This window comes from Pantoea folii, from assembly GCF_056678875.1.
The window spans coordinates 24,827-38,646 of sequence record NZ_JBWXON010000010.1; the positions used below are offsets into that span (position 1 = coordinate 24,827).

Below are 13,820 nucleotides of genomic sequence, written 5' to 3' on the forward strand. Positions count from 1 at the left end.
ATGTCGGACGGCCCGGCCGGCTTATTAGCCTCCGGTCTGATCCGGATGAGCGCTTTGTACGGGTGGATTCACAGGCCGGGCCCATAGAGGATCGCGCGCCCAGTTTTCGGGGAAGCCCATTTTATCCCACGTGACGCAGGCCGGAGGCTGTGTCATAAGCGTTTCAAGCTGCTCTTTAAGCCCGTCACTCCAGGAAACCTGATCCGAAAGATACTTGAGGATAGCCAGCCTGCAGTAAAGCGTATGCTTGCGCTGAGCAAAATGATGCTCACAACCATTGTTATGCATGGGTGCAAACACCATGAAGTGCCGGTTCCATACCCTATTATGGTGCGCGCACAGGTTGCGCAGATGCGAAAGCGTGTGGAACCAGGATCCCAGTACGTCATGGCTGTTAAGACTGAACATGCGAGCAATCGCGCGCTGATCGCTGACGGGAATACTGGCATACATCGCCGACCAGGTACCAAATGTCATGACCTCGGTAATCATCCAAGACGGCGGACACACGGGCGTGCTGTACCGTTCCCGATAGTGCTGAATAAACACCTCTTTGGCACCGGCTATCTGACGGAAAAACTCCTGATGATCGTAGTCAGGCCGCATGATGGCCAGATTCATAAACCAGTGGGCGCCGTAGCGGGCAGACATGTGTTCTGACAGGCTGGTGCGCAGGGCCACTTCGACCTTCTGGATCTGTTCCAGAATGATGAGCCTGAGGCGTCGGTCAAATTCATACAGATCGATGACCTGACTGAGAGTAGTGCCGGAGAGAAACTGTTTGGGTTCGCATACATGAGGCACGCGCTCGTCCGTCATCCGGTAAAAAGGATAGAAGTAACCACGCAACCGGTAGTAGCCTACGAAGCGGAGCGCATTTTCGGCAACGTGTTCGTCCTCAATGTGCAGCCCGCGCATACGCAGCTTGGTAATCAGATCCCCGGGCAGGCTTGTCGGTTTTTCATAAGCGATTTTGCTGCGTGATGCTCCCCTGGCCACTGATCACCTCACCGTTCCGTGGAAAAGCCAAAAAAAAACCCGCCAGTTTGCGCATAATCTCCTGAGAGAACATAGGCGAGGCAGGTGTTGTTAAGATTAATCTATCAACGGCTTGTATATAGGTCAACCCTTTTTGCAGGCTGCAGGGGTTCAGGCTTCTTCCAAAAGCCAGATGCTTCGCGGATCAGGCAAGAAGCTTTGAGGTATGTCAACGGCAATAGGCATACCTTTCAGCAGGTTTTTGCCGCGGCGGCCGCACCCTATATCCGACTGGCTTTGCGAGCCGGATATAGGCTTTGATACAGCTGCCGTCTTAAAACCTAAATATGCCGCTGTTTATGGGGTTGCACATCATCACTTTAGGTCTTGTGTTCTGGTTCAATAGGGATCGTAGTTTTAACCGTTCCAAAGGCAGAAAAAAGCGTGACGTTTTGCGGCTGGCCGGTCAGCGTAAAAAGACTATTGCCTGCTGAGTCCATAGAGAAATCATTACCGAGAAAATATTTGCTTGCATCTACCCACTGTACCAAGTTCCGGCAATCAGATGCAGCCGTTCAGAAAGGTTAAACGCTGCAAAATATCTCTGTGCTTCTGCCATAGCGCGTTGACGTATTCCAGGATGCAGAGAACGGTTAAGTCCGGCGCTAAATCGTCAGTTTTTAATATTCATCTCCGAACCAACATATGAATAGCCACTAAAACGTGAGTGAGAAAAAATATCTATATATTATCAATCACTTAATAAAATAGACAAAACGGATGTTATGTTGAATCGTTCCGGATCGATTTCAACAAATTTACCGCTTCACTGCCCGGCATCTGAAACTGTACCCGGTGCCGCGCTGCCACGTCCAGTGCAAACATCCGGGTATAGATCTCCGTTGAATTGGCGCTTTGTAGCGGAGCAGACTCTGCAGCGCCTTGAGAGGCGTCAGTCCAGAAGCCTTCGAAGAGGCCTCGTCGTGAGGACAGTGAATGTCTACAGGAACGGGGTCACTCCAGTTCAGTGACAGTGGTCCTTTCGGACTCGCTTCTAACCTCCCCATCGTTCCGGGTACGCCTGTAGTTGGGGGCTCTCTGGTGACCCGAGGTGGCTTAACCTTCATCGCTGCATTACAGGAACACACTTTCCGGGCATTTGAAATGACAACGGGGAGACAGCTTTGGGAGTCGAGGCTGCCGGGCGGAGGAAATGTTGTGCCAATGACTTATAAGGCTCCCCGCAGTGGACGGAAGATAATTGTTATTGCAGCCCCGGGGAATGCGGGTCTCAAAGCAAAACAAGCACTAAACTCGTCGCTTACGCGTTGCCAGAATAAACGCAATATGTGTGTAGAAGCTGAGGAACAGACAAACGGCTGTCATGGTGGCGCAATCAGGCCATGGCAGCCAGAAGGAATCCGTCATGCCAGAATAATGCACAGAAATCCTGTCTTCAGAGCTTTAGTTGTGGTTATAACCGAGACTACGACTCAGCAATATGTTCTTCCAGTGGGATTCCCGGGAGAATAACTCCTCTTTAGTGGCATTCGGGTCCATGACTTCAAGAATTGAGAAGCTCAGGCCGCGAAGTCTTTCGGGGGAGGCTCCGCCTAGCTCTTTGATAAGTCCTACATTACCGCCGTGAACAGAAGTCATATAGTTGCTCCATCTCCCCCAGAACCCCTCGGCGCCGCCTGCAATACCGACATAAAGCATACCGCTGACGGTGTCAGTAATCAGATAAACGCCCGTCACATTTTCAAGCGCAGTTCGCCATGTGGAGAGATCGTTTCGGATGATGAGAGCCAGCTGGTCTCGCGTCAGTACCAGGTTCTTGTAGCCAGGAAAATCACCAAATGTCAGTTTTACGGGGGTGATTTCCGCAATCTCAAGATCTGCGTCAAGCGTTTCAGCATTCAGAAATGAGGTTCGGCCTTTATAAACTGAATGCACATATAAACGCCCCGCATAGCGATCCCCTTCGGGTATTCTTTCCAGGTTATATCGATAGAAATCTTGCTGCCAGGACTCATCCCTTAACTGCTTATCTTCCACACCTGCAACTCTATAGGTACCAGCATAAAGCCATCGTTGAGAGTGTTTTGCCTGAACAAGAGATACAACATATGGGCGTGAAAAGTTTCGTTTTGACTGCCACCTTTGCCATTCATCAAAATCACCGGCAATATAAACATCCAGGGGATCGTCATGCCCATTATGACGAGCCAGATGAATTTTGGTGACATCGGGTGAGATGCTGGGGATAAGCGTTTGCAGATAAGCCATCAAGAGCATTTTTTACTCTTCCTCAATAAGTTTTCACTCAGCCATGGCACGTTCTGATCAGCTGGGGCTGGCATGATGAATTTGACTGCCATGCCAGCGATAAGCAATGACCTGTTCAGATCAGGGTGCCATGTTTAAGCCCGTGCTCTATATAATGCCGCCGAGAGCTGATTTATTGATAACAGGAAAACCACGGTTTAATTTAATTCAGAAATGCTTTCTCCCACACACAGTGTTTTAGTGAGAGATTTTAACAAGAGACATAACGGTGAGTTCTCTTTAGTATCTTCGTCATGATATTTTTATAAAACTACTCTCATGTCTGAACTCATTAAGAACACTGCAATTACCTCTGCCGGTTACGTCTACCAGACTCGACAGGGTTTGAAAATACTCTGTGACTGGCTGGATAACCCACACCGGTACCAGCGCGTTAAGTTCGAGTGCGACATCGAAAATGAAGCCCCTCAGGCGCTTGACGATATTGTTGCAGTACGGAGTGACGGCAGAATCGATCTGATGCAGGTAAAGTTCACGCCCAACCCGGATGCACACCTGCTGAGCTGGGACTGGATGCTGGAGAGGTCAGGCAGAACAAACAGATCCCGCTCAATGCTGAAGAAATGGTTCGATGCGTTTAACACGCTTGATGTTTCCTCCATTGGAGAAATTGTGCTTCTGACAAATCGCCGGCCAGATGCTGAGATTGAAGCCTGTCTTGTCAATAACAAGTTCTGCCTTGATAAAGTCACAGATGAAACTAAGAAAAGATTGGTGGAAGCACTGGGATCTCTTGATGCCTGCTCGCGTTTTTTCCGCCATCTTTGTGTCAAGCACAGCGATAAAAATTATGAACGCCTTGAACAGGAAATTGAATCCCGATTGCTTCCTCATGGGACACCGCAGGGCATTTTTCATCTGCAGAAGGTTGCGATTGACTGGGCCATTCGTCAAAACAATCCCCCACCTGATGGATGGATCCATCTGAAAGACGTCCAAAATATCCTGCAGGCACAACCTCCAGCCCCGCTGCCAGAAAACTTTTATATACCTGAGGGGTACTGTGTACCTGATGAAGATTTTCATCAGAATTTCATAGCTGGCCTTAATGAGGAAAGCCAAAACGTAATCGTTTTATCCGGGCCTCCCGGACGTGGAAAAAGCACTTACCTCAGTAAAGTTTGCGAAGAGTTATCTGGCCGGGGCGTCCATTGTGTTCGCCATCATTATTATCTTTCTACGACGGAAAGGGGCAGCGACCGCATTCATAGTTATGCCGTAGTACAGTCGATTCAGTCGCAGATAATGCAGATCCATCAGGAGTTAAATCACGGTGGTAATTTTCGGGGCGTACTTGAGCATTGTGGCAGATGGTGCAAAGCACGCGGAACCGTGTTTGTTTTGATCATTGATGGCCTGGACCACGTCTGGCGAACCAATGCTCGCGACAAACGACCTCTCGATGACCTGTTCTGCCAGCTGCTGCCTTGCCCGGAAAATGTCGTGCTGATTGTGGGAACCCAGCCTGTTGAAGATGCACAACTTCCTGTTGAATTGTTAGTTCATGCCCCCAGGAGCGCTTGGGTTACGCTCCCTGCCATGTCTGAATATGCCATACGGTTATACCTGGAAAAAGTGGTGAGTCAGGGAAGAATATCAACATCGGGCAATGAGCCAGGGCAACAGGAGGCTGACTTAGCGAAGACCGCCACAGCTCTTCGTGAGAAGACCAATGGTCACCCCTTACACGTTATCTATGCCACAGAAGAGCTGATTCATGCCGGCGGTGTGCTTACGGCGTGGCGAGTGAACGATCTGAAAGGGGATCTCAGTAAAGATGCCAGAACGTACTATGCCTCGCTGTGGTACGGTCTTCCCCCCAGTCTGAAAGATATATTGCGCCTTATCAGTGCATTTCCTTTTTTCTGGCCAGATAAAGCATTTCCGGCCATAGCGAGAGCGTCCGAGACGGCTTTCCCCGATATCCCCGCGGTCGCCCACTTGCTGTATGAATCCCCGGCGGGGCGCAAAGTCTTCCATGAGAGCCTCGCCGTTTTTGTACGTGAAACCGATGAATTTGATGCGCGCATTCAGTCTCTCCTGCCGCACGTCATACACTGGATTGAGAATTCAGCGCCTGACTCTCTCCGGGTTAACTGGTTATGGTCCGTTCAGGCGCGCGCCGGGAGCCCCGATAATCTCATTACGGGTTTAACGCGTGACTGGGTGATGTCGCGCATTGAAGAAGGCTTCCCGGAGACGCTCTTCAAAACTTTGCTGAGTGATGCGCTGGAAGCTGCGCTTGATACCGGGCGCTTTGCTGACGCTTACCGGATAGAGCATTTGAGTAATCGAGTGTTACATCGGGACTCCCAGATTCAAAGCGATGACCAGGCCAGGTTGCAGGGGTATACCTTAGCTCTGACATCCCTCGACAGTGTCCTTGATGAGGCATTTTCATCGCGTCATGAAAGCAATATTCTTGAGGTCGCCGCGTTAGGACTGGCGTTGCAATTCAGAGATTGTCAGTATCAGGCAGACCAGTGCGGTGAAGAGATCCTGCACCGCTTAAGAATGTCCTGCCAGTCATCGCAATATTATTCTACGCGCGCCGGACGTGAGGAGTTTCACTACCTTTTGGAAGTACTTTCCAGACTTGGGTTCATGAGCCAAGAGTACATCAATCTGCTGAGCTTTATTGAAGACAATGACAGAGCAGTATGGATGCACCCGATTCGCTTAATTGTTGAGAGCGGGGAGGCAGGCACTCTTTTTGAGCTGATAATGGATATTAAGGATCAAGGGAAAAGAGCGATTTTAACAGATTCTTATATTCGTGCTTTCATCTATTCAAATGTCGATGATACTGCGTGGGATGACGCGGAAGGTCTGGTGATGACCCCCTTTCTGGCAACGGTTCAGGTATTAATGGGTAATAATGCGCATTCCCCTGCGCAGCCAGTGCCCTTTACCTGGATGAAGGGTGATTATGAAGAAATAAATGAAAGGTTCACTGATTACGCACATCACTGGTTTTTCAGTTCGTTATACCTCTCTCTGTCTAACAATAAAGCACCAGAAATCCTGTTCTCATTCCTGCCAGCTGAAAAGGTCAAGCTTTATGACAGGTTACATAACTATCTTGATGCCCTGACCGAGGTGGCTCAAAAAGTTGCAGAGAAGTGGCAAGCTGGCGCAAGGGTCGGCTTCGAAGAGATATATGAGCTTACTGGTGAAGCGCTCTTTTATTTCGGCCGTTACGCCAGGCAAAAATATGCCGCTCGGTCCGAAAGCGTTTTCCTGAGCGCCCTGCATCTCATTGCCTGTGATGTCTTTCTCATCGATTCCATGCGGGCTGGCTCAGTAGATCTATCTTTGAGCGCAGAGGCTCTGAAGAAAGCCCAGCAAAGTGACTGGTTTAGCCAGGGTGATTTCAGGTATCAGTATGTGAGGAAAATGCTGGTACCTTTATCTGAAAACGCAGCAACAGAATATATTCAGTCAGAGCGTGAGCGCTTCAGAGACATTGCTGATGAGGAAACCAGCGTTCGTCTAGTTATGCCTCTTGAGCTTTGTGAAATCGCACTCAGGCATGGTTTACTGGCTGATGCCCGGGAGCTGTGTATCCAGGTCTGGGAACTTGCCGTGGGCTACGGCCATCGCAAGGATCATACGCTCAGCCTGACGCTTGATGGATTAGAGCATCTGGTTAGTGCAGCGCCCGATGACGCCATGAGGCTCCTCCAAACAGTCGCTCCTCAGGTTCATCATGTTCTGGATTATACGGACGGAAGAGGAACGCGTCAGGTCCTGGAACAGGCGGACTGGCTGCTGGCTAAATTGCACACACCGGCGCTGCTGACAAAATATGAAGAGCACGCGCTCGCTAATGAAAAATGGCAGGCTGAAAATAGTCTGAGAATTCATATTAAGCAGGGCGTAGAGAACCAGATGTCATTGGCTGAATTGTTAAAGTCGGCTCATCTGGCCATTGTCAGGCCACACCTGATTAAGTTATCCGAAGCGGGCTCAGAGCATGCAACACGTCTTCTTCATGAGGTGGCTCAGGGGGGAGAAGGAATTCCACTGGTGGCCGAGTCCGAGGCGACAACAGACAAGACGCCAGTCCCTGTCCCCTTCAGTATCAATGTCGCTGATTTTGGCCCTGCCGATTTTGATAGATTAATTAACAAAATAACTGGGGACTACGCAGTAAGAAATAAAATCCTACATGAGTGGTATTCGTACTGGCAGCAAAAAGGCCATGACCGGGAATTAGTGCGCTCGCTGGCGGCCTTGCAATCTGGGGATCAGGATAATCATGCGAAGGAGCTTGCTGATGATGTCATCTTGTCCTGCCTGAAGTTGCGAAGAACAGCGGAAGCGTGGAAATTGCTGGTAAAGGCACAGATTGCCAAGGGCGGGTGGTATGGAATTATTGAGAATAGCGGGCAGACCCATCTCAGGCTCGACCAGGTCTCTAAACACTATAAAAAACGTTGCGATGAATTTGTGAAGTTAACTACGTTCAGTATGTTTCCTCACTCGGATCCGAAACGTATAGCGCCAAAAGACAGTATGGTTTATTTCCTTGTAAAACAGGGGCGGGTTGCTGATGCGGTGAACTTCGCTGAAGCCATGGTGAAGTGTGTGTTAGAAGATACCCGTACCTTACAGTTATCGATGCCAGAATGGGCCAGAGTCTTGCCTGTTGATGTCTGACGCTGGCTCGGGATAAGGTAAGGGTGGTAAGAGGCGAGGGAAAGCCAGTCAGCTACTCAGGATGACTTCTCTCTTTCCAGGCAACCTTTGGCGCAGCCATCACTTTATAAGAAGTAATGGCTGTACAGCGCCATTACTTCTCTTTTCTGATGGGCATCCTGAGTGATACCCAATTGTTCAGGTTTTCCGCTTTTGCCTTTTTTACGGAAGGGTAATGGCATTCTTCGGCCAAATGTTTCACTGCGCGATATTTTCCTCTGTAGAAGGCTTATCGCACTTAAACACCTCTCTACACTCACTTCCGTCACCTATTAAATGATGAATCACAAGGTGGTTTTCTTCAGTATCAAATGTCATACCTTCGACAAAGCATTCTCGTGTAATGGCTGGGTATTTTTTGATAAGCGATGCCAGATTCAGTCTGACCCATTCAAGCAAATTAATGTGCAGATTTCGCCATGTTTCACCGTAAAGTTCATCGTGCTCTGAAGGTTTGAATCCCAAAACATTAAGGCAGAATCCCAGAAGTCTTACGCTGTCCAAATTTGGGAAATGCTTTATTTTATTCAATATATCGTTGTGAACCTGTTCCAGGATCGCCAAGCCATTCTCTTCCCGTAATTCAGGAGAATTTAAAATATCGTCCCAGATTCGGGTGCTCTGGATCCTCCTTGATACTTTCCGGGGTTTGCGTACGGATGATGCTGCCTCAATCAGAGAGAAGATGAGATCGGCTAAATCTTTCGTAGCGTGACCTACCGGTTGTTTGAGGCCATTAATTACGACGACCATGTCTTTTATCTGCGTGCCCAGTACACGTAGTCGCATATCCAGTTCGTCGTTGAGCGTTAAGTCTGTTAGCTGAAGGTCTTCCGTAAGATCGGCATAGATTTTTGCCATTTGTCGGTATGCAGAATGCAATGAATTAGGTTTATTGGCTTTACCCCCACCGACATGAACAGTAAACGCCTCGAGTACAAGGCGAAAATATGCCTTCCATTGTTCAATATCCCATGGTGCTCTTCGTGAATATTCCGGGCTGAGCAAGGTATCAACAGCTCTGATCATTTCCGGTCGCTGGCATAAAGCTGTGGTGACAGGGCGGGTAACTCCTTCTAAACCGGATGCATAAAAATCCTGTTCGCTATACAAAAATGAGTTGCGGTTTTCAATCGCAGCAGTGACAAGATTCTTGGCTATGATCTTAAACTCTACGCTGTACCTGCCTTGATCGCTTACTGCGTTGAACAGATTAATGATTAGCCTCGGAGATCCTTCAACTACAGCACGGCAAAACTTTGGGCTCCCCATAGCCAGAAGCAGCTTGAGTGCATGCAATTGCGTTTTTGTTAACTTATCTGATGAAACGGCAGTTGGTGCATGGCGCACGATGTTTGAAACCGAGCTGGCCAGTTCGTCGCCAATAATCGTGAGCTCGGAAGGTGAACCCCGCAACAGATACATCTCAACACTTGAGGAAAATTTAGCGCAGTTCCAGTGACTGAATCTGGCCGGACGGAAAAAAGCCAACCAAAACCAAAGCACCATTATCAGAAAGAAGGCTCCTCCCAGCAGCAGTTGCCAGGATTCGGGTGTCAGCCATCCACCGGCCGGAACACGCGACTGACTTGAACGCCAATAGTCGGTCAGTAGCGCGAGTACACCGACTACAGGGGTGATCACCAGCGAAGCCCCTCTTACCGGAAGCCATGTAGTATCTATGCGAAATTTATAGCGAAGATCTGCAACTGTCCAAACGACTAATGTTAAGGCGAGCCCACTTATGAGTTCAGCGAATCCGAAGTACTTTGGCGCATTTTTATCCAGAGCAAAACAGTCGAATGCAAGAAAGGCAAATGAAGTGAGATTGAAAGGGTAACATTGTTCTATGGTCATCTTTACATCCTGTTGCGGGGCCATATCGGGCTACATGCAATTTAAATAAGTAAAAGCTCTGCTACAACAGAATATGTTATACCTAAACCTGCAGGCTGCGCGCTGCCCGGGACACTTTATATATCTTAAGATTTCACGAGAGCATGAAGCCGGCTAGGGGACGAAAAGTGGTGTTCAGAAGGATGCCAGCTCTGCCTTCATGATGAAATGAACACATGGAATGTTCTATTGTCCCATAAAATTTCATTGTTCAAGCTTAAATGTGCGATCAAATGCCATTGGTGTAACCATCCGCATCTCCCCGTACGACATTAGCGTTTGGAGTAACACCCAAAGGGCGCGAAATACTTATTATGTTAAATGTGGGGCGATTGCCACAAGAAGCTGCTCGCTGAAGGCAAGCTGGGTAAGGAGGCGCTTTAGGTTGCTTTTGGCCGAAAGTTCTGACGACAGACCAGAAGCGTAAAGTCGTGGAAGTCATATGTGAACAGGTCTGTCACAATGTCATGCCTGTCTGTTGGCAGTCTTGTCCCTGTCGACCTGCCGTTATTTGGCTAAGCATACAGCTGATGACGCGCAGCTGTCTCTAAGCATCACTGAGCTGGCACTTGAACGCCGCAGCTTTGGCTACCTGCGCATCTGGCAGTTACTGCTTCTGGAGGGCCTTCACGTCAACCATAAACGGGTATACCGCATCTATCATCTCAACGGCCTGAGCGTAAAACGCAGACGGCGTCGTAAGACGCTGGCGACTGAGCGGCTTCCGCTTTTTCGCTCGGATGTGTCGAACCTGACATGGTTGATGGATTTTTCAGGGGTGCACTTGCCAGCGGCCGCCGGATTAAGTGTCTGACCTGCGTGGATGATTTCACGAAGGAGTATATGACGATGACAAACATTTCAAAATGATTCATGAAAACAAATCATTTTAAGTAGGATGTTTCTGAATGTATATTAAAGTTTCTGAGTGGTTTTCACACTATTTTAGTAATTATTATTGGGAGCTGGCCCACCATGATAGCTTGCCTAGCAGCGATACGTCAGATCCCTGTTTACAGCAAATTACTTAGGGGTATACATGACAGGTATGCAGGTTTTAGATGAAAGCCCGGCTAAGCGCCTTAAAGGATTGCTACTTGATGAAAAATGGGTAGTTGGTGAAAGGCTTATGGTAGGAGTTCAAGCCGGAGGAAATGGCACAGGAGGTCACTTTTCTGTTTCATATAGAGTAAGCAGTCTTGATGGTAAAACACATGCGTTTCTAAAAGCTTTCGACTTTCATAAAACACTCATTGATTCTCTTAAAGGCCAAAACTTTATGGAAGTTATGGCGAGTGTAATGGGCGATTATCAATTCGAAGACAAACTTAATGATATTTGTCTAACTCGCCGCTTTAAAAAAGTTGTGAAAGTGCTAGATAAAGGGCAAGCAGTGGTTGATGGCAACTACCTAAATATCGTCCCTTATTTGATTATGGAGATGGCTGATTGCGGGGATATACGTGCCTATGTAGATATATCTGGCGAGTTATCTCAGGCTGCAAAACTTGAGTATCTAAAGGATGTCACGACTGGTCTAAACCAGTTACATAGTGCAAGGATTTCTCATCAGGACCTCAAGCCTTCTAACGTAATGGTTTTTACTGAACATGGTGCCAAAATTGGTGACCTGGGTAGAGCCAGCCTTCAAGGGCATAATCACTGGTATGATGATGCAGATATAGCAGGCGATATGTCCTACGCACCCATTGAACAACTTTACGGATTTAGGGCTAATGAATGGATAGATCGAAGAGAACGTTGTGATCTCTACCAACTTGGATCTGTAATTTGTTTTCTGATGTTAGGAACGACGCTTAACGCTATGCTGAAACAACACATTCCACAGAGTGCTGCGCCTCAATACTGGGGTGGCAAAGGGGACTCATTTTTAGAGGCTCTGCCTCATTTAGAACATGCCTTCAATTTGTCCGTTGATCAATTCACATTAATTGAACCAGAGTGGCTGGGGCAAAAGTTAAGAGACATTGTTATAAGGTGTAGCCACCCAAGGGTAGACCGACGCGGTGCAGTTCAAACAATTGGAATGAAAAAGCCAATATTAGGTCTGGACAGACTGATTAGTGAATTCGATTATCTTATTAAGCAACTACGCATCAAAGGGCACTAAGCCGGAGTATTAATGAGCGCCACAACTAAAATCGAAGATCGAGTGGTAATTCCTGCTTGGTACCAATCTTACGAAGCAGCAAGATCCCCTGAAATCCAATCTCTTTCAGCTAGTAAACCTTCAGAAAAGGCGCATAGTTCGTTAACTGGCGTGCATACGGATTTTCTTCAGGCACCTGAGTTGGGGAAAGCAATTGATCTGCTTAACATTGCATACATTCAGGGAGATGTTGAGAAAGCTTCCTTAGCAGCAAATTTTGTGTTGCGTACAGGAAAAAATCTTCCTCCAGCTTTAAGTAGCCTTGCTAGATTAGTAGTCAATCAGATCGAGTTAAAAGAGTTTCTGAATCCGGGTATGAAAGCCGCCCACCAGATTCGGAATAAACGAATCTGGTTGAAATCTCATCCTACAGATAGCTTGAGTTGGATCGACTTATCACGCCTTTACATGAGCATTGGCGAAGTTAACGCTGCTGAACGTGCAATTAGAATTGGCTTAAAGCTTGCAAATTCTAATCGTTGGGCAACGCGTGTAGCTTCTCGTTTTTACTACAACCTTGATGAATTTGATAAAGCCCATGTCCTCCTCCTCAAACATCCCGACATTAAAACAGACCCGTGGCTATTGTCTGCAGAATTAGCTGTGACCAGTGGTGCCGGTCGCCCATCTCGTCACTGGAATAGTGTTAAACGTGCGCTTGAATTTGGTTTTGATGCTCGCCACGTATCTGAGCTACAGAGTTCTGTAGGTTCTATGGAACTTATGTCAGGTGCTCTTAAAAAGGCTAAAAAACTCTTTAAAGAATCACTTAATTGGCCAAATGCGAATGTACTGGCTCAGGCGAAGTGGGCTGAAAAAAAAGGTCGAATTGGGCTTGTTAATGCAGGTACTCTTGAAAAGCAAAACAAGGCCTATGAAGCAAAGTTTCTGGATGCATATGCACGGCAAGAAATGGAGCTCGCTCTAGAGTATGGGATGAAATGGATCGAAGAGGAACCTTTTAGTGCAGAGCCAGCAATACAGGCATCTTATATTGCATCTTTGCTGGATAAATATGAGGAGGCCGCTGAAATTTCTATTAAAGGATTAAAAATTAACCCTCATGATGAGACACTTCAGCTTAATCTAATATTTTCTCGGGTTGCATTAGCCGAAATGAATGATACAGGCGCTGATCATGAATTTGTTAAAACTGCACTCCACCGTATTGAATCAATGCTCAAGAGTGATAATAAGACTATTGTGGGGCACGCCCTAGCAAATCTTGGCCTAATACATTATCGCCAGCAGCAAATCGATGATGGAAAAGTTTTCTATGAGAATGCGATTGCCATTTTGAAATCTCTTAACCATCCTTCAGCTGTATTAGCTGAACTAAATCATCTGCGTGAATCCCTGATAGCTAATGCTCCTTGGAAGGAAAACTTATTCATCAAGTTAGAGTCGCTAGCAGGATCAGGAGGCTTCTGGGATGAGCCTTCAGTATCATTTTATCTTAGGAAACTTGGGAAAATAAGAATAAGTTCCAGTGACTGGAGAAAACTTTTAACTGAATTAACGCCAACTGTTACTTCTGTTATAGAATCCGATGAAAATAAAGATCCTTCAGAAGAATACCTCTTCGATTTCGACCCAAAGAAACCTACGATCTGGCTTCCTAGGAATAGAAGGAAATAATACATATGGGCCATAGTTTAATTTACTTTTGATTTATTTTCGTGAATAATATTTTATTATTCAATATTTCTGTTTAGTTGAATGTTAA

Annotated in this window: 7 protein-coding genes and 2 pseudogenes; 5 read left to right on the top strand and 4 right to left on the bottom strand. The window is 47.1% G+C overall.

The features are described 5' to 3' along the window. Positions 1 to 24: 24 nt before the first annotated feature. Both AC1MDE_RS12965 and AC1MDE_RS12970 read right to left on the bottom strand, forming a co-directional pair. The gene (locus tag AC1MDE_RS12965; RefSeq protein WP_480344605.1) at positions 25 to 999 is read right to left on the bottom strand and encodes an Abi family protein; all 975 of its coding nucleotides are present in this window, start codon (positions 997 to 999) and stop codon (positions 25 to 27) included. Between the two features lie 762 nt (positions 1,000 to 1,761). Continuing rightward, positions 1,762 to 1,928: pseudogene (locus AC1MDE_RS12970) on the bottom strand (phage integrase family protein); the annotation flags it as partial. Between the two features lie 46 nt (positions 1,929 to 1,974). On the opposite strand from AC1MDE_RS12970, the gene AC1MDE_RS12975 reads away from it, so the two are divergent. Beyond that, positions 1,975 to 2,511, top strand: coding sequence for a hypothetical protein (locus AC1MDE_RS12975; RefSeq protein WP_480344606.1), 537 nt, complete (start codon positions 1,975 to 1,977; stop codon positions 2,509 to 2,511). Here AC1MDE_RS12975 and AC1MDE_RS12980 read toward each other — a convergent pair. After that, positions 2,443 to 3,276, bottom strand: coding sequence for a GIY-YIG nuclease family protein (locus AC1MDE_RS12980; protein ID WP_480344607.1), 834 nt, complete (start codon positions 3,274 to 3,276; stop codon positions 2,443 to 2,445). The two genes, AC1MDE_RS12975 and AC1MDE_RS12980, sit on opposite strands and share 69 nt — an antisense overlap. Before the next feature lie 309 nt (positions 3,277 to 3,585). Here AC1MDE_RS12980 and AC1MDE_RS12985 point away from each other — a divergent pair, with 309 nt between their 5' ends. Continuing rightward, entirely contained in the window at positions 3,586 to 7,989 is a 4,404-nt protein-coding gene (locus AC1MDE_RS12985; RefSeq protein WP_480344608.1) for an ATP-binding protein, read from the top strand. 237 nt (positions 7,990 to 8,226) lie between these two features. Here the strand turns inward: AC1MDE_RS12985 and AC1MDE_RS12990 are convergent, their stop codons facing one another. Further along, positions 8,227 to 9,885: a hypothetical protein gene (locus tag AC1MDE_RS12990; RefSeq protein ID WP_480344609.1), complete on the bottom strand. Its 1,659-nt coding sequence runs from the start codon at positions 9,883 to 9,885 to the stop codon at positions 8,227 to 8,229. 378 nt (positions 9,886 to 10,263) lie between these two features. Between AC1MDE_RS12990 and AC1MDE_RS12995 the strand changes: the two are divergent. From AC1MDE_RS12995 to AC1MDE_RS13005, 3 genes and pseudogenes are all read left to right on the top strand, one after another. After that, positions 10,264 to 10,779: pseudogene (locus tag AC1MDE_RS12995) on the top strand (IS3 family transposase); the annotation flags it as partial. Between the two features lie 184 nt (positions 10,780 to 10,963). Beyond that, entirely contained in the window at positions 10,964 to 12,055 is a 1,092-nt protein-coding gene (locus tag AC1MDE_RS13000; RefSeq protein ID WP_480344610.1) for a protein kinase domain-containing protein, read from the top strand. 12 nt (positions 12,056 to 12,067) lie between these two features. Next, a complete protein-coding gene (locus tag AC1MDE_RS13005) occupies positions 12,068 to 13,732 on the top strand; it encodes a tetratricopeptide repeat protein (RefSeq protein WP_480344611.1) in 1,665 nt (554 codons plus the stop codon). Positions 13,733 to 13,820 lie beyond the last annotated feature (88 nt).

What these genes read in the sequence shown, in the direction of transcription:
- AC1MDE_RS12975 (WP_480344606.1), top strand. Translation starts at nt 1,975, where the DNA reads ATGTCTACAGGAACGGGGTCACTCCAGTTCAGTGACAGTGGTCCTTTC.
- AC1MDE_RS12980 (WP_480344607.1), bottom strand. Translation starts at nt 3,276, where the DNA reads ATGCTCTTGATGGCTTATCTGCAAACGCTTATCCCCAGCATCTCACCC.
- AC1MDE_RS12985 (WP_480344608.1), top strand. Translation starts at nt 3,586, where the DNA reads ATGTCTGAACTCATTAAGAACACTGCAATTACCTCTGCCGGTTACGTC.
- AC1MDE_RS12990 (WP_480344609.1), bottom strand. Translation starts at nt 9,885, where the DNA reads ATGACCATAGAACAATGTTACCCTTTCAATCTCACTTCATTTGCCTTT.
- AC1MDE_RS13000 (WP_480344610.1), top strand. Translation starts at nt 10,964, where the DNA reads ATGACAGGTATGCAGGTTTTAGATGAAAGCCCGGCTAAGCGCCTTAAA.
- AC1MDE_RS13005 (WP_480344611.1), top strand. Translation starts at nt 12,068, where the DNA reads ATGAGCGCCACAACTAAAATCGAAGATCGAGTGGTAATTCCTGCTTGG.